General features: G+C 64.8%; 14 protein-coding genes. 9 read left to right on the top strand and 5 right to left on the bottom strand.

Going from position 1 to position 17350, the window contains the following annotated elements:
* Positions 1-72: 72 nt before the first annotated feature.
* From ACZ5MJ_RS05230 to ACZ5MJ_RS05255, 6 genes are all read left to right on the top strand, one after another.
* Entirely contained in the window at positions 73-1203 is a 1131-nt protein-coding gene (locus ACZ5MJ_RS05230; protein ID WP_464222769.1) for an ABC transporter ATP-binding protein, read from the top strand.
* A gap of 1 nt (position 1204) precedes the next feature.
* Complete coding sequence (locus tag ACZ5MJ_RS05235; RefSeq protein ID WP_464222770.1) at positions 1205-2311, top strand: ABC transporter ATP-binding protein; 1107 nt, start codon at positions 1205-1207, stop codon at positions 2309-2311.
* Positions 2308-3192, top strand: a complete 885-nt coding sequence (locus ACZ5MJ_RS05240; protein WP_464222772.1) for a carbohydrate ABC transporter permease — start codon at positions 2308-2310, stop codon at positions 3190-3192. Before ACZ5MJ_RS05235 ends, ACZ5MJ_RS05240 begins: the two co-directional genes overlap by 4 nt.
* A 1-nt stretch (position 3193) precedes the next feature.
* Entirely contained in the window at positions 3194-4051 is an 858-nt protein-coding gene (locus tag ACZ5MJ_RS05245) for a carbohydrate ABC transporter permease (RefSeq protein WP_464223659.1), read from the top strand.
* Positions 4052-4095: 44 nt separating this feature from the next.
* A complete protein-coding gene (locus ACZ5MJ_RS05250; protein WP_464222773.1) occupies positions 4096-4404 on the top strand; it encodes a DUF2160 domain-containing protein in 309 nt (102 codons plus the stop codon).
* A gap of 111 nt (positions 4405-4515) precedes the next feature.
* Complete coding sequence (locus ACZ5MJ_RS05255; protein WP_464223660.1) at positions 4516-6243, top strand: ABC transporter substrate-binding protein; 1728 nt, start codon at positions 4516-4518, stop codon at positions 6241-6243.
* A 137-nt stretch (positions 6244-6380) separates the two neighbouring features.
* Here ACZ5MJ_RS05255 and ACZ5MJ_RS05260 read toward each other — a convergent pair whose 3' ends face one another.
* From ACZ5MJ_RS05260 to ACZ5MJ_RS05280, 5 genes are all read right to left on the bottom strand, one after another.
* Positions 6381-8381: a sensor domain-containing diguanylate cyclase gene (locus tag ACZ5MJ_RS05260; protein WP_464222774.1), complete on the bottom strand. Its 2001-nt coding sequence runs from the start codon at positions 8379-8381 to the stop codon at positions 6381-6383.
* A 242-nt stretch (positions 8382-8623) separates the two neighbouring features.
* Entirely contained in the window at positions 8624-9265 is a 642-nt protein-coding gene (locus ACZ5MJ_RS05265; protein ID WP_464222775.1) for a hypothetical protein, read from the bottom strand.
* A 79-nt stretch (positions 9266-9344) separates the two neighbouring features.
* Complete coding sequence (locus ACZ5MJ_RS05270; RefSeq protein WP_464222776.1) at positions 9345-10541, bottom strand: adenylate/guanylate cyclase domain-containing protein; 1197 nt, start codon at positions 10539-10541, stop codon at positions 9345-9347.
* Between the two features lie 18 nt (positions 10542-10559).
* Positions 10560-12149, bottom strand: a complete 1590-nt coding sequence (locus ACZ5MJ_RS05275) for an ATP-binding protein (protein ID WP_464222777.1) — start codon at positions 12147-12149, stop codon at positions 10560-10562.
* A gap of 183 nt (positions 12150-12332) precedes the next feature.
* Positions 12333-13688: a M23 family metallopeptidase gene (locus tag ACZ5MJ_RS05280; RefSeq protein ID WP_464222778.1), complete on the bottom strand. Its 1356-nt coding sequence runs from the start codon at positions 13686-13688 to the stop codon at positions 12333-12335.
* Between the two features lie 239 nt (positions 13689-13927).
* On the opposite strand from ACZ5MJ_RS05280, the gene ACZ5MJ_RS05285 reads away from it, so the two are divergent.
* The 3 genes from ACZ5MJ_RS05285 to ACZ5MJ_RS05295 are packed head-to-tail and all read left to right on the top strand — an operon-like array spanning position 13928 to position 17076.
* A complete protein-coding gene (locus ACZ5MJ_RS05285; protein WP_464222779.1) occupies positions 13928-14824 on the top strand; it encodes a phytanoyl-CoA dioxygenase family protein in 897 nt (298 codons plus the stop codon).
* A 51-nt stretch (positions 14825-14875) separates the two neighbouring features.
* On the top strand, positions 14876-16150 hold the full coding sequence (locus ACZ5MJ_RS05290; protein ID WP_464222780.1) for an MFS transporter: 1275 nt from the start codon (positions 14876-14878) through the stop codon (positions 16148-16150).
* Positions 16147-17076: an MBL fold metallo-hydrolase gene (locus tag ACZ5MJ_RS05295; RefSeq protein WP_464222781.1), complete on the top strand. Its 930-nt coding sequence runs from the start codon at positions 16147-16149 to the stop codon at positions 17074-17076. Before ACZ5MJ_RS05290 ends, ACZ5MJ_RS05295 begins: the two co-directional genes overlap by 4 nt.
* Positions 17077-17350: the final 274 nt, after the last annotated feature.

The raw sequence follows: 17350 nt of genomic DNA on the forward strand, positions 1-17350 counted from the left end.
GCAAGCCAAGATTTGTGCGCCCGCATCGAGCGATAGCTGTGATGCGGGAAGCATATCGAACATGGAGACCGGATGCAGCTACGTTTGGAAGGCGTCGCACAGCAGGCAGGTTCGCAGGCGTATCTCTATCCGATGACGCTGGCCCCGGTCCCCGGCGCGGTGACCATCCTGCTGGGCGCCACGCAGGCGGGCAAGACCTCGCTGATGCGGGTGATGGCGGGGCTGGACCGGCCCAGCGCCGGCCGCGTGCTGGTCGACGGCCACGACGTGACCGGCATGCCGGTGCGCGAGCGCAATGTGTCGATGGTCTACCAGCAGTTCATCAACTACCCGTCGCTCAAGGTCTTCGACAACATCGCCTCGCCGCTGAAGCTGCGGCGCAAGGCCCCGGCCGGCGAGGTCGGCGCGCGCGTGCGCGAGCTGGCGGCGCGGCTGCACATCGATCACCTGCTGGACCGCTACCCGTCGGAACTGTCCGGGGGGCAGCAGCAGCGCGTGGCCCTGGCGCGCGCGCTGGCCAAGGAGGCGCCGCTGATGCTGCTGGACGAGCCGCTGGTCAACCTTGACTACAAGCTGCGCGAAGAGCTGCGCGAGGAGCTGGCCCAGCTGTTCGCGCATGGCGACGCCACCGTGATCTACGCCACCACCGAGCCCGGCGAAGCGCTGCTGCTGGGCGGGCATACCGCGGTGCTGGATGCGGGCGAGCTGCTGCAGTACGGCCCGACCCCGCAGGTCTTCCACTATCCCGAATCACTGCGCGTGGCGCGCGCGTTCAACGATCCGCCGATGAACCTGGTCGAAGGCAGGCTGCAGGGCGGCCGGGTCACGCTGGCCGGCGAGATCTCGGTGCCGGTGCCCGGCGCGGACGGGCAGGATGGCCCGGTCACGATGGGCGTGCGGGCGTCGGCCTTGCGCCTGGCCGGCGAGCCTGGCGCGGTGGCGGTGCCCGGGCGCGTGGCGCTGGCCGAGCTGTCGGGGTCCGACACCTTCGTCCACGCCGATACCCCGGTGGGCAACCTGGTGGCGCAGTTCGCCGGCGTGCTCGACCTGCAGCTGGGCGAGCCGGTGTCGCTGCACCTGCTGCCCGAGCAGATCTACCTGTTCGACGCCGACGGCCGCCGCATCCACGCGCCGCGCCGGCCGGGCGGGCTGGCGGCGGAGGTGCCGGGCGGCACGGTCGCGGCTGCCGGGGCAGGGGGCTGAGATGGCGCGCATCGACCTGGACCTGGCGCACTCCTATGTGCCAACCCCGCGTACGGATGAAGACTACGCGCTGCTGCCGTTGCGCTTCACCTTTGAAGACGGCGGCGCCTATGCGCTGCTGGGCCCGTCCGGCTGCGGCAAGACCACGCTGCTGAACTGCATTTCCGGGTTGCTGCGGCCCTCGCACGGCACCATCGCCTTCGATGGCCGCGATGTGACCGCGGCCACGCCGCAGGCGCGCAATATCGCCCAGGTGTTCCAGTTCCCGGTGATCTACGACACCATGACCGTTGGCGAGAACCTGGCCTTCCCGCTGCGCAACCGCGGCGTGCCGGAAGCCCAGGTGCGCGAGCGGGTAGGGCGCGTTGCCGAGATGCTGGACCTGTCGGCAACGCTCGACCGCCGCGCCAGCGGCCTGGCCGCCGACGCCAAGCAGAAGATCTCGCTGGGGCGCGGGCTGGTGCGCCAGGACGTGTCGGCCATTCTCTTCGACGAGCCGCTGACGGTGATCGACCCGCAGCTCAAATGGCAGCTGCGGCGCAAGCTCAAGGAAATCCACCACGAGTTCCGCCTGACGCTGATCTACGTGACGCACGACCAGACCGAGGCCCTGACCTTTGCCGACCAGGTGGTGGTGATGTCGCGCGGCAAGGCGGTGCAGGTGGGGCCGGCCGATGCGCTGTTCGAGCGGCCTGCGCATACCTTCGTCGGGCACTTCATCGGCTCGCCGGGCATGAATTTCCTGCCCGGGCAATGGCGCGACGGCGCGATCGAGCTGGCCGGGCGCCGCTACACGCCGGAGCTATCGGCCTCGGTCGGAGCGGCGCTGCGCGAGGCCGGCAGCTTCCGCATCGGCGTGCGGCCCGAATACCTGCGCCTGGCACCGGAGCGCGACACGCAGGCGGTGCCGGTGCGGGTGGAGCGCGCGCAGGACATCGGCACTTACTGGTTGCTGACCAGCGGCGTGAAGGAGGCGGGCGCACTGGCCGGCACGCTGCGCGCACGGCTGGGCGTCGAGGCGGCCGGCCTGCGCGCGGGCGACACGGCCTGGCTGTCGGTGTTCAACCGGCATACCTGCTACTACGTCAATGAGGAACTGGTGTCATGAAGCCCGTCAACCAGAAGGCCTGGCTGCTGGTGTTGCCGGTGGTGGCGTGCGTGGCGTTCTCCGCCATCCTGCCGCTGATGACCATCGTCAATTATTCGGTGCAGGACATCATCTCGCCCGAGCGGCGCGTGTTCGTCGGCACCGAATGGTTCCGCACCGTGCTGCGCGACGGCGAGCTGCACGACGCGCTGCTGCGCCAGCTCGGTTTTTCGCTGGCGGTGCTGCTGGTGGAGATCCCGCTCGGCATCCTGCTGGCCTTGTCGATGCCGGCAAAGGGCTGGAAGGCGTCGGCGGTGCTAGTGACCATCGCGCTGTCGCTGCTGATCCCGTGGAACGTGGTCGGCACCATCTGGCAGATCTTCGGGCGCACCGATATCGGCCTGCTGGGCGCCGCGCTGGCGGCGATGGGCTTCGATTACAACTACACCGGCAGCGCCTTCGATGCCTGGGTCACGGTGCTGGTGATGGACGTCTGGCACTGGACGCCGCTGGTGGCGCTGCTGTGCTACGCTGGCCTGCGCGCCATCCCCGACGCTTACTATCAGGCCGCGCAGATCGACGGCGCCTCGCGCCTGGCGGTGTTCCGCTTTATCCAGCTGCCCAAGCTGCGCGGGGTGCTGATGATCGCGGTGCTGCTGCGCTTCATGGACAGCTTCATGATCTATACCGAGCCGTTCGTGCTGACCGGCGGCGGTCCCGGCAACGCCACCACGTTCCTGTCGCAGTACCTGACGCAAAAGGCCGTGGGCCAGTTCGACCTGGGCCCTGCGGCGGCGTTTTCCATCGTCTATTTCCTGATCATCCTGCTCATGTGTTTCATCCTCTACAACTGGATGCAGCGCGCGGGCACCGCCGGCAGCGAGGACATGCCCCATGGCTGAGATGGCTTCCGTAATCCCTTCCGTGGTCCCTGCGGTGATCCCTGCGCAGGCCAGCCGCGCCACCTGGTGGCGCGCCGGCTTCCTGCTGGCTTACCTGCTGTTCGCCATCGTGCCGATCTACTGGATGGTGAACATGTCGTTCAAGACCAACGAGGAAATCGTCTCCACGCTGTCGCTGTGGCCGGCCGAATTCACGCTGGAGCACTACCGGACCATCTTCACCGATCCGTCGTGGTACTCGGGCTATGTCAATTCGATGATCTATGTGGCGATGAACACGGTGATCTCGATCAGCGTGGCGCTGCCGGCGGCCTATGCCTTTTCGCGCTACCAGTTCATCGGCGACAAGCATGTGTTCTTCTGGCTGCTGACCAACCGCATGACGCCGCCGGCGGTGTTCCTGCTGCCGTTCTTCCAGCTCTACAGCACCATCGGGCTGATGGATACGCACCTGGGCGTGGCGCTGGCGCACCTGGTCTTCAACGTGCCGCTGGCGGTGTGGATCCTGGAGGGCTTCATGTCGGGCGTGCCGCGCGAGATCGACGAAACGGCCTATGTCGACGGCTACTCGTTCCCGCGCTTCTTCGTGGCCATCTTCCTGCCGCTGATCAAGGCCGGCGTTGGCGTGGCGGCATTCTTCTGCTTCATGTTCAGCTGGGTGGAGCTGCTGCTGGCGCGCACGCTGACCTCGGTCAACGCCAAGCCCATCGTGGCCACCATGACACGCACGGTGTCGGCCTCGGGCATGGACTGGGGCGTGCTGGCCGCGGCCGGCGTGCTGACCATCGTTCCCGGCGGCATCGTGATCTGGTTCGTGCGGCATTACATCGCGAAGGGCTTCGCGATGGGCCGCGTGTAATCCCTGCCTTGTAGTTCCTGAAGCCAACGCTAGGAGACGGCGCAATGCTGAGCTGGATGGTGTGGACCACACCGGTGGCGGTGTTCTTTGCCTGCATCGTGGTCATGCTGATCGGCATGACGATCCTGGAAGTCCGTTTGCCGTCGGTGCTGCGCAAGGGCTTCCTGCCGATCGCCACCACGCGCGGCGACCGGCTGTTTATCGGGCTGATGTGCGCGGCCTGGGTCAACCTGGCGTGGGTGGGGCTGGGCGAGAAGGTTGCGGCGTGGCTGTCGCTGGCGGAAGAGCCCTCGGTGTGGATCAGCTTCGTGGTGTCCATGCTGGTGCTGGCGCTGGTCTTGCGCAAAGGCTAGCGCTATCGGGCAGGCATGAACAGGACTTGCGGCTTATCCCTGTCCCGGGGCCGCCATCCAGACGACAAGCCGGGGAGGGGAATTCTTGAGGAGACACGGATGAAAGTGCACGTGAAGTTGGGGATGTCAGCCCTTGCCTGCGCGGCTGCGCTGGCTTGCGGGTCCGCCTGGGCGGGCGAAGCGGAAGCGAAGAAGTGGATCGACAATGAGTTCCAGCCCTCGTCGCTGGCCAAGGACAAGCAGGCGGCGGAGATGAAATGGTTTATCGATGCCGCGGCCAGGCTCAAGGCCAGGGGCGTCACGCAGATCAGCGTCGTGTCGGAGACCCTCACCACGCACGAGTACGAATCCAAGACCCTGGCCAGGGCGTTCGAGGAGATCACCGGCATCAAGGTCAAGCATGACCTGATCCAGGAAGGCGACGTGGTGGAGAAGCTGCAGACCTCGATGCAGTCCGGCAAGTCGATCTACGACGGCTGGATCTCCGACTCCGACCTGATCGGCACGCACTACCGCTATGGCTCGATCCTGCCACTGACCGATTACATGAGCGGTGCGGGCAAGGAGTGGACCAACCCCGGGCTGGATGTGAAGGACTTCATCGGCACCAAGTTCACCACCGCGCCGGACGGCAAGCTGTACCAGCTGCCCGACCAGCAGTTCGCCAACCTTTACTGGTTCCGCGCCGACTGGTTCGCGCGCAAGGACCTGCAGGACAAGTTCAAGGCCAGGTACGGCTACGACCTGGGCGTGCCGACCAACTGGTCGGCCTACGAGGACATTGCCAATTTCTTCACCAATGACGTGAAGGAGCTCGACGGTAAGAAGGTCTACGGCCATATGGACTACGGCAAGAAGGACCCGTCGCTGGGCTGGCGCTTCACCGACGCGTGGCTGTCGATGGCCGGTGCCGCCGACAAGGGCCTGCCCAACGGCATGCCGGTGGACGAGTGGGGCATCCGCGTGGCCGAGGACAAGTGCACGCCGGTGGGCGCTTCGGTGTCGCGCGGCGGCGCCACCAACAGCCCCGCGGCGGTCTACGCGCTGACCAAGTACGTCGACTGGATGAAGAAGTACGCCCCGCCGCAGGCCATGGGCATGACGTTCTCCGAGGCCGGCCCGGTGCCCGCGCAGGGCCAGGTGGCGCAGCAGGTCTTCTGGTACACCGCCTTCACCGCGGACATGACCAAGAAGGGCCTGCCAGTGGTCAATACCGACGGCTCGCCCAAGTGGCGCATGGCACCGTCGCCCTACGGCCCGTACTGGAAGCAAGGCATGCAGAACGGCTACCAGGACGTGGGCTCGTGGACCTTCTTCAAGAACACCGATCCCGACAAGCTGGCGGCCGCCTGGTTGTACGCGCAGTTCGTGACCTCCAAGACGGTATCGCTGAAGAAGTCGCTGACCGGGCTGACCTTTATCCGCGACAGTGACATCCACCACGACTACCTGACCAAGAATGCGGCCAAGTACGGCGGGCTGATCGAGTTCTACCGCAGCCCCGCGCGCGTGGCCTGGACGCCGACCGGCACCAACGTGCCTGACTATCCGAAGCTGGCCCAGCTATGGTGGAAGAACGTGGCCACCGCGGTAACCGGCGAAAAGACCCCGCAAGCCGCCATGGACACGCTGGCCGAGGAAATGGACCAGGTCATGGCGCGACTGCAGCGCGCCGGCATGAGCAACTGCGCGCCCAAGCTCAACCCGAAGGGCGATCCCGGCAAGTGGCTGTCAGGCGATCACGCACCGTGGAAGAAGCTGGGCGATGAGAAGCCGAAGGGCGAGACCATTGCCTACGACAAGCTGCTGCAGGCGTGGAAGGAAGGGAAGGTGCGCTGAGGCGCGGATGTGCTGATGTGCTGATGTGTATTGGGTTGCCGGCAACGGTTGAAGGCTGCCGGTTTGCTCCCCTCTCCCTTGCGGGAGAGGGGAGCATCCAATGGGACATCAGGGCCCTGAATTCGGCGCGCGTTCTTCTACGTTGCCAAGTCTGACGTTTCGGAGCTAGCCTCTTGCGCTCCTGACTGCACCGCATAACACGCCTTCCCATGCCGCTTGGCCTCATACAGCGCTATGTCGGCATGCATGAACAGCTCGCTGACGGTCATGGCATGGCGCGCGTCATGGATGGCCGAGCCGACGCTGGCCGATGCCGCCACCGTGTGGCCTTCGATCATGAAGGGCATGCGCGCCGCCTGCACGATGGTGTTGGCGACCGATGTCAGGGCATTGCGGTCGGCAATGCCATCCAGGATCACCGCGAATTCGTCGCCGCCGATGCGCGCGACCGCATCGCCCTTGCGTACGCAGGCGCGCAACCGCTGCGCGAAGGCCACCAGCAGCTGGTCGCCCACCGGATGGCCAAAGTTGTCGTTGACGCCCTTGAAGTCGTCCAGGTCCACCAGCAGCAGCGCCAGCGGCCGCGCGCCGGTGCTGGCGCGCGCCATGGATTCGGCCAGGCGCCGGTCGAACCCCTTGCGGTTGAGCAGGCCGGTGAGGTAGTCGGAGATGGTCTGCGCTTCCAGGCTGCGCAGCTTCTCGCGCTCATGCGTGACGTTGCGCCCGAACATGTGCAGGCCGATGACGGTGTCCTGGGCATCGTTCCAGGCGGGCTGGCAGGTGATTTCGATGCATTCGGTGCCGTCCGCGCTCTCGCGCGTAAAGGTCACCGCCTGCCCGGCGCGGGCTTGCTCCAGGTATGGGTGGCAGGCCAGGTATTCCTGCGTGCCCCACAGCTCGCGCAGCGACAGCCCCACGATCTGCTGCGCCGGCACGCCGTAGCGTTGCGCATAGGCCTGGTTGACGAAGACATAGCGCTGCTGCATGTCGATGAACGAGACGAAGTCCGGCACATGGTTGGCAATGGCCTCGATGCGCTTCTCGCTTGCGGCGGCGCGGTCCTTGGCCGCCTTCAGGGCGGCTTCGCGCTCCGACAACTGCGCCACCACTTCGGCGAAGGTCACGGCCAGCTCGCCGATCTCGTCGGCGCGGCCGACGGGCAGGTCCGCCACCGCGGCCGGGTTGGTGCCGATCTGGCGCACCGCGCGGTGCAGCCGCTGCAGCGGCTCGAGCAGCTGGCGCATGACCAGCCACATCAGCGCGGCGGCGATCAGCATGGTGAGGGCGCCGATGGCGAAGGTGCGCTCGCGTACCTTGACCAGTGGCGCATAGGCCTCGGCGGCGGGCAGGACCGCCACGACTTCCCAGCCGTTGGATTCCAGCAGGTAGCGCGCCACAATCGGCTGCGTCGGTGTCAGGACTTCCAGCAGGGAGGGGGCGTGGTCGGCGCCGCAGGCTTCGCCGAGGGCGAGTGCGGGGGTCAGCACCCGGCTAACGTCCGAATGCATCGCATAGCGGGGGTTGCTGCCGCCGGAGACCAGGCAGAAGGTGCCGGTGGTGCCGACGCGGCTGTGCGCAAGTTCGCGCAGGAAATTGCTGTCGGCGAGATTCAGCACGCCCCCGACCACGCCGCGCAACTCTCCCCCCGGCCCGCGCATCGGCACTGCCAGCACCACGCCGGGGGAGTTGGTCTGCCTGCCCTGGATCAGGTCCGACACCGCGAACGCCTGGCCGCGCAGGACATCGCGGAAATAGTCGCGGTCATCCACGCGCATGTGTACGCCATCCGGCACGGCGGTGCTGAACACCACTTGCCCGTCGGGCGCGGCCAGGAAGACGGCGTTGAGGGTCTCGGGTATTTCCACCAGACTCTCCGCGGCCCGGCGCAGGTCGGCCGGCTTTGCCGCCGCCATGGGGGAGAGCTGGCGTGCCACCCGGCGCAGGACGGCGGCCCGGCTCTGCAGCTTTTCATCGAGCTGCTCGGCCTCCATCTTGACCAGCGTGTCCTGCTGGGCCTGCAGCAGCTCCTTCAGGCCATCGTAGGCGTAGTACTGGGCGTAGAGGGCGCGCATCACGATGATCACCGTCACCACACCCGCCGTGGCGAACGCCATCCGATACTTCAAAGAGTGCTGCATGATTGACGTCTTTCTTGTGCGCACTGACCCGTTGTTCCCGTCCCTCGGCACCGGGCGGTCGGTCCCCGACGTCCAGTGGCGTGCTTTGAAGGTTAGCAGATGTCAAGGGCTATTTCGCAACTGTTTGCAACCAAAAGAGTGCACGGCACGCAAAATGTGCATTACTGTCTGCTCGGAAAGCGGGCTGAACTGCCGCAAGCTTCACATGCACGACTCGTCGCCGACGCAGGCGCCTGGCGCCGCTAGCCCGCGACCGGCCAGGTGCGCACGCGCAGCACTGTCTGGTCGCGCGGGCGCAGTGTCAGTTCCAGGGCGGTCGGTACGCCCCGTCGCGTGATCTGGGCAATGAAGCGGGCGGTGTCCGCCCCGGCCACACCACCCACGGCGAGCCGCGTGCCACAGCGTATCGCCAGCCGCAGGATATGCAGCGGCACGAACCGGATCGGCTCGTGCATGTCTGCCAGCGCGGCGAGCGTGAAATACAGTGGCTGCCGGGCCAGTGCGATGAAGCGCCCGCGCAGCCGCGCGAGCGTTGCCGCGGGCGCCGCCAGCCCTTCCCCTTCGGCGCCGCTGCGCGTCATGCCGCGCACGCGCGGCTGCCACAGCGTGCCGGCGACCAGCAGCGGCGCACGCGCCGCGCCATCCTCATCCGGACATGCATCGAGCGCCATGACCTGGCCCGCGAGGTCATAGGTGGACGCCACCGCGGCAAAGCTGCGGTGGTAGCCGATGATGCAATCCATGTCTTCGTCATAGACCGGCCGCGCATCGCGCGGCACGCGCACCGGGCGCATCTCGAACCAGCCGGCACTGACCGGATTGCGCCCGGTCCAGGGCAGGGCGGGTTCTGTGTCATTGAGGGGTGGGAGGCTGGAGGATGGCAAGGCGCGCGCCGGTGCTGTTCGGAGCGCTCAAGGTACCCGGCGGGCAGTTCGCCGGAAATGAGACGAGCCTTGTCGCCGGCTACGGGAAGGTTTCGCCTGCGTCGCTCATTCTGCCAACCAGAAGCCATGTATGCAGGTCACCGATCCCCTTTGCAGCAATCAAACCGTGCTCTTCAAGCAGGAATGGTTCCCCAAGTTGCCGGCGCGTGGCATCCGTTACCTGAACGCGACCGACTACCCCTTGCGACTCCATCCGGCTGGCGATATTGACGGTGTCGCCCCACAAGTCGTAGATGAACTTTCTCCTCCCGATCACGCCGGCTACGACAGCCCCGCTGTGGATGCCCACCCGCAATTGCAGGTTGTAGCCGCGTCGCTGATTGAACTGGCCCAGTGACTCGAGCATGTCCAAGGCCATATGGGCGGCGCGGGCGGCGTGATCGTCCGCCGGGACGGGCAGGCCTGCGGCCGCCATGTAAGCGTCGCCGATGGTCTTGATCTTCTCGAGTCCCCGGCTGTCGGCGATATTGTCAAAGTCGGCAAATATCTCGTTCAGTACCGCCACCAGCCGTTCGGGGTCCATGCTGGGTGAAAAACGGCTGAACTGCACGAGGTCTGCAAACAACACCGACACTTCCTGGAACTTGTCGGCGATGATTTCCGGCGGGGCGGCGGCGATGAGATCGGAGCGCTGCTTCAAACGCTCGGCGATGGGGGCTGGCAGCACATTGAGGAGCAGCCGCTCGGTTACCTGCTGCTCGCAAACGAGCTTCTCGTAAAGGCGCCTGAGTTCATGACTCTGGTGAACGATCGTCTCTCGGCTCGCTTCCAGTTCACGCACCTTCCGCTCAAGTTCCTTGCCGTATTTCAAGGATTCCCCGTGCAGCAGACGCACTTCCAGCATATTGCGAACCCGCATCAGCACTTCGGCCAGATCAAATGGCTTGCTGACGAAGTCTTTCGCGCCGGATTGCAGTGCGCGCAATTTGTGATCGGGCTGGGCAGTGATGACAATCACCGGAAGATAGCTGTCCGTCTCGACTTCCATGAGGCGCTCCATGACCTCGAACCCGTCCATGCCTGGCATCTGCAGATCAAGCAGGATCAGGTCATAGTGGTGCTTGCGGTGAAGCTCGCAGACCTCGCGCGGATTGATGGTTGACTCGATGCAAGCATAGCCGGCCCCGCGCAGCATCCGTTCGAGCAACAGGACATTGGCCTCCAGATCGTCAACGACCAGGATTCTTGCTGCCAGGATGTTCGATGCGTCGATCATGGCGAGCGCCTGGCTTCATCAGTCCCGGGCAGTCCCGTCTCGCGGCTGCGCCAGGGCGCCATCCAGCGCGTCCATGAATGCATTGAGCCGGATCGGCTTGGTCAGATACCGGAAGAACCCCGCCTTCATGCCTTTCTCAATGTCGCGCGGCATTGCATTGGCGCTGAGGGCGATCACCGGAATGTGCGCCGTCTTCGGGTTTTCGCGCAGTCGCCGCAGTGCCTCGATGCCGTTGATGTCGGGCAGATGGATATCCATCACGATCAGATCCGGCAGGGAAGTGCGCGCCAGTTCGACGCCGAGCGTCCCAGTGGCCGCGGTCAGCAGCCGCACATCGGCCCGGCGCGCGATGAGCTGCTCAACCAGCTTCACATTGGCGGGGTTGTCCTCGACATACAACAGGGTATGTGCCGAAGAGGGAGCCTCCGTTTGCGCCCTGGCGGACGCCGCTGGCTCTGCGCCCTCGCCAGTCATTTCCGGAGGGCGCGCAACGGGCAGTTCGACCCAGAATACGCTGCCCACGCCAGGCGTGCTTTCGGCGCCGATGGCACCTCCCATCAGCTCGACCAGCCGCTTGGCCACCACGAGGCCGATGCCCGTGCCTTCCACGGGGCCACCCTCATGTCCAAGGCGGTTGAACGGCTGGAACAGATGCGCCAGCCGTTCCGGTGCCAGGCCTGCGCCGGTGTCGCGCACGCTGACGCGAACGCGATCCCCCGTCGTCACCTGCACATCGACCGTGCCTCGTTCCCGGTTGTACTTGATGGCATTGGAAAGCAGGTTGAGCAGGATCTGCTTCAGCCGGGTCCTGTCAGCGCGGACGAAACACGTGGAGTCGGGCAGGGGAAAGCGCATGCGAACCTCACGCCTCAGCGCTTGTTGCTCAAGCATCGCGCGACATTCATGCAGGGCTTCAGCGACCGATACGGGCTCAGGGGACAGAGACGCCTGCCCGGCCTCAATCCTGGCAAGGTCAAGTACCTCATTGATCAGTTCCAGCAAATGCCAGCCCGCCTTCAGGATCTGGTCGATGCTGGCTTGCTGCGAGGGCGGCGGTGGCGGCGATTCCGAGGCGATCAGCTGCGCGAAGCCCAGAATGGCGTTCAAGGGATTCCGCAACTCATGGCTCATGCTCGACAGGAATTCCGACTTGGCACGGTTGGCACTTTCCGCCGCGCCCTGCGCCTGTTTCAACTCCTCGATGTCAGTGCAGGAGGCGAACCACTTTACGATATTCCCTTCGGCGTCCTTGAGGGGTGCCCCGCGCTCAAGGTGCCATCGATAAACACCATCGGATGCTCTTTTCAAGCGGTATTCAATCTCATACTCACGGCCGTTCGCCACCGAGTCCGCCCAGCGCTCGATGTTGTTCTTCAGGTCTTCCGGGTGTACGACAGATCGCCAGGCGCCGGCCTGGGTTTGCTCAAGGCTGAGTCCGGTATAGGTTGACCACTGCTGGTTGCAGTAATCGATCCGGCCATCCGGGTCGGCGGTCATTACCACGTGAGGTATGCCGTCGGCGAGCAATCTGAAGTGCGGCTCGCCCTCCCTGAAGTAGGGGGCTGAAGGACGATCCTCTGCCGGTCTGTCAAAAGGCTGCTCGCGCATGATTTTCCACCTGCAGTCGGCGCGATCGCCCTGACGTCTGCGTGACAGGAGAGGCCACTCGCGACCGGCTGAAATCAGCGTGGATGGGGAACCACTAACCAGAATACGCGCTGCCCTCGCCAGCGCAACCCGGCACGCGTGGAGAGCCCGCCAGGCGGATGGTGGGTCGGCAATGCGCCACTTTCAGCTGGCCAGGTTGCGATTGCCGCCGGATGCCACATCAATGCTGCGTAGCACCGAGATTCTGTTCAGCAGGTCACCGGCATAGCTCAGGAACCGCTGGCGCGTTGGCCCGGCCAGCGTTTCCGGTTCCATCAGCATCACGCTCAGGGGGTTCTGCGGCACGTCATGAAAGCGAAGCTCGTAATGCAGATGCGGTCCGGTTGCCCAGCCAGTTTGCCCGACATAGCCGATCAGTTGCCCTTGCGTGATGTACTGACCAGGGTGAATGCCAGCGTATTGCGACAAGTGCGCGTAGCAAGTCGAGTAGCCGCCGTCATGCCTGAGGATAACGGTATTGCCGTAGCCGCTCTGCTGGCCGACAAAGTCGACTGTCCCGTCGCCCGTGGCCTGGACCCTGGCGCCGGTCGGGGCGGCAAAGTCGATCCCCTTGTGCTGGACCCACCGGTGATGCAGGGGATGATTGCGCCAGCCGAAGCCCGATGACATGCGCGAGAACTCGACGGGCGAGCGCAGAAACGGACGCGCCATGCTGCGGCCGTCGAAGGTGTAGTAGGCGCCGGCGTGGCCGCCGTCGGCGGGGTACCACAAGGCCTGGTAAGGCTGGGTTCGGTTGATCAGCTCGACTGCCACGACGCGCCCGTTGCGCACCATGGCGCCGTCACGAAAGCCGGCCTCATAGACCATGCGAAAGCGGTCGCCGGCGACGATATCGTGGTGGAAGTCGATCACGCCGGAGAAGATGGACAGCATCTGCCGGACGATCTCGTCGGGCACATCCGCGGCGTCCATGGTCCTGAAGAACCCGCCGGCCGTGATGATGCCGGAACGCATCTCATGGCGCAGCTCGTTCCCGACCGCGCGCACGATCGCCTTGAAGGCCGGCTCGTCAAGGTCGCCGGCCCGCTCGATCACCAGTTCGCGCGAGGCGGACACGTTGCCGTCCAGGGTGGCACGTAGCGAGACCAGCAAGTTGTCCTGGTCGACCTCGGCCAGCACGACCTGGCCCGGCTCGAGACTGAAGAGATTGCGGGCGGCTGCATTCCCGCGGATGAATTCCTGCGCGTCGGGGTCGTCCACGCCGAGCCGTTTGAGCAGCGAGGCGATGGTGTCGCCGCGTAGCATGGGTTCCTCGCGGATATAGGTGGCGGTGGCGTCGGTCAGCTTTTCGAGTTGCGCGCGCAGGTCCGGCAGGCGCAGGCGTTCTTGCCGGCGAGGCGCCCTGGGGTCAAGGTAGGCGTTGCGCGGGGCCACGCCCGTGGCGGCCGCCATGCAGAGCATGAGGACAGCCGCCACGCTTGCTGCCAGTTTCTTGCGGCGGCCCCCATGGTGCGCAAGAGTCGGATCGTTCGGTTTCATCGGCTTACGCGCGAATCCTTCGCGGGGTCTGGGTTACATCAATCGAGGCAGAGGCGCACGCGTTCAACGATGCAGGGAAATCCCTGCCTTTTTCTTTGCCCCTATCTTTGTCATTATTGCCTAACGTTGGTATGTTGTTCTACAAAAGGTTTACCCGATGCAGTCGTGAATTGGCGTGCGCCGGGCTGCCTTTGACCAGGGGGGCGAAGACCCCGGAGCGAGCCTGAAAAAGGAATCCGATGACAGAGATGACAAGACTTTCCGGCCGGCAGGCCACCGCCGATGACGTGATTGCTGCCCTGGAGCGCGATGGTGGCGTGATCATCGAGGACTTTCTCGCAAGCGAGACCCTGGACGGCCTCAGTAGTGATCTGCTTCCCCTCATCGAATGCCAGCCGGTCGGGCGGGACAGCTTCTCCGGCAACTGCACGCGACGCTTGTCACGCCTCTTTGCCCGGACGCGCCACTGTGCGGAGATCGCCACGCATCCGCTCTATCTGCCTGTGGCCGAGCACTTTCTGTGCAGGCCGCGCGAAGTCTGGGTAGGTGAGCGCCGCGTGACGCTCACGGCAGGCGTTCGCATCGGGGTGACTCAGGCGATCCAGATCGGGCCGGGGCAGGCCGCACAGCCGCTGCACCGGGACGATACGGCCTTCATGTGGCGCCACCCGACAGGCGGCAGGGAAGGGCGCTTGCAGATCATCTGTGCCGTCTCCGACTTCACTGCCGAGAACGGTGGAACCCTCGTCGTTCCGGGCAGCCACCTCTGGGACGACGATCGCAAGCCGGATCTGTCAGAGGCGCGTCCGACCGTCATGAAGGCCGGCTCTGCGCTGATTTTCCTCGGCTCGACCTTCCATGCGGGCGGCGCGAATACCACGCAAGGCGAGTACCGGACCGCCGCGGGCATGGCGCTCGACGCAGCAAATGTCCGGCAGGAAGAGAACATGTATCTGTCAATGACATCCGAAGAGGTGGCGAGCTACCCCGAGCAGATCCGGCGGCTGCTGGGCTGGTCCGCAGGCGACAACCACATGGGGTGGGTCGAGGTCGACGGGCAGATGATCGATCCGATCCACCTGCTGGGTGATCTGGAAGGTTCAACGCTCAAAGGCGTCGGTGCCCGTCGCAACTGAAGGCAGTCAAGACGCAGCCGGTTCTACAATGCATTCGTTCAAGGGGTTGCTATGGCGACAACATCGCCGCCAACACGCAAGGCTAGTGGCGCCGCGTTTCTTTGTGCCGGGCTTCTGTGGTCGCTGGGGACACTGATCGTCAATATTCTGCCGGTCGTGTTCCAGTCTCTGCACCAGAGCCGCGGCCTGAGCGAAAGCCAGCTCGGTGCGCTGGGCACGGCCTTCGTGTTGGGATCGGGTATGACGTCTGCGAGCGGTCCCTTCTGGGTGTATCGATCCAATCTCACCTGCGTGAGCATCGGGTCGTTGCTTGTCGCCGGCCTTGGCCTCCTGGGTGTCGCGTTCGTTTCCGACGCCGGCAACCTGACGTACTGGTGGTTCGGCATCGGCCTGGCAAGCGGTTGCATTTCGACGCCGTCGTTTACAGCGCTTGGTTACGCGGCGAACCCGCTGAGAGCCTATAGCCTTGCAATCTTTGCATCGCTCGTGATCGCGGCCATGGCGTCATTCTTGCTGCCGCTCGCGGCGGTGCCGCCACACGGAGATCAGGGTGTACTGGTGGCCATCGCCGCGTTGTTCGCCCTGGCAACGCCCTGTGCGCTGGCACTGTCCGGTGTTCGGCTCCAGCCAGCCTCTGCACCACGCGCGCATGCTGACGCGCCACGCAACCCCGCACGCCCCGCCGGATATCGCCTGGCGCTTGCCGCACCGGTACTGGCCGCCGTGGCTGGATCGGTATTCACGGGGGTGTTCATGGGTGGCATCTACAACTTTGCCGACTCGATCGCCACGGCAGGCGGTGTTCAAGCGCAAGCGGTGGGGCCGATTGTCGCGATGTCTCTCATCGGCTCCATCATCGGTTCGATTCTGCCTTCGATTCTGGCGGAGCGTATTCCCACCACGATGATCATCGGCGTGGCGACCATCGTTGTCGTCTTGACTTACCCGGCCATGGCGACCCACTCGGCAACGGCCTTTGGCATTGGCTTCATTCTCCACGGGCTCGTCGCAACGCTGGTCTATACGTACTACCTCGGCGCGGTACGGCGCCTCGATTTCACAAACCGCATCTACGTTGCCTATCCGGCGATGCAAGCGCTTGGCCTTGCTGTCGGTACGGCTTTCGCCGGCTTTCTACTGGCTCGGTATACGCCGGCGAGGCTGCTTGGCGCCTCGGCGGCCCTGGTGGTGGCTTCCTGGCTTGCCCTTGTCGCCGCGGAGAAGCTTTCCACCCGCTTCTCGCCCCCTTTTTCGGCCGTTGCGCAACGGACGCGACCACGGCCGTCGCCAGCATTGAAACGGTCTGAAGAAGGACGATCAGCATGAACCTCGTTGGCAATCAGCCTCACTCCCGGGATCCAATCCAGCGTGTTGACTTTGGCCGCGTCTCGGTTTTCTTTGGTGAAAAGAACGGGAAGTACCCCGACGGAAACCAGGTGCTCATCCGGGGTTCGGAAACACGAGCAGCCTTCGATACGCCAGTTGTCTCGAATTTCATCGGCCCGGAGTTCGACGCGACTGAACTGGTGGTGATGGGCCATGTACACGAAGACCACATGGCCGGCCTGCACCGACTGCCTCGCGCATCGGTGCACGTGCACAAGGACGACCTGCCAGCGGTGCGCAGTTGGCATGGCATGGCTACCGCCTTTGGCAGTACCGAAGCACAAGCCTCGGCAATCCTGGCCAAATTCGAGCGCGATTTCTTCTATGCGCCGAGACCCGACGCGAGGGGGTATGGGGACGGCGCGTGCTGGGACCTTGGTCAGACGCAGATTCGCGCGTTCCATATGCCGGGTCACACCGCGGGTCATTGCGTTCTGCTGGTCGAGCCTGAAGGCGTGGCCTTCACCGGCGATATCGATCTGACGGGCTTCGGGCCGTACTACGGTGATGCAGGCTCGAGCCTGCGTGACTTCCGCCGCAGCCTGGCGCGGCTGCCGGAGATTCCGGCGAAGGTGTGGATCACGTCCCACCACCGCGGTGTCTATACCGATCGAGCGCACTTCCTGCACGATCTCGCCGCTTACACGGCCAGGCTCGACGAGCGGGAACAGCGCCTGCTGGCGTGGCTGCGCGAGTCTCCGAAGACGCTGGAGCAACTGGTCCAGCACCGGCTGCTGTATCCGAAAGGCTATGAAGGCTTGTGGGTGGCAGACGCCGAAACCCGCACGATTTCGCGGCATCTGGATGAACTCCTGGCTGACGGACGGGTAGAGGTCGACGAGCGGGGTGTCTACCGGCTTGGATGAACGGCGCCGCTTGCCAGCGTTAGCATCGACACGCACGCAGCGCAGGCCTGATTTGGTGCATGCCGACTCCAGAATGGGGCGTTGAGGGCACGCAATCGTCTCCTGCAAGGCCTGCTTCCCCTTGTCCCCCTGACGCATGACACAAAGGCAGGGAAATCCCTGTCTTTTCCTTTTGTCATATCTTTATCATAGTTACCTAACTTTGGTGCTTTGTTCTACTTAAGACGTGGCTGGAAGTGCTCATGGCCGCCGCGATGCAACTGACGAATCGGGA

This window comes from Cupriavidus sp. LA-1, assembly GCF_055385985.1.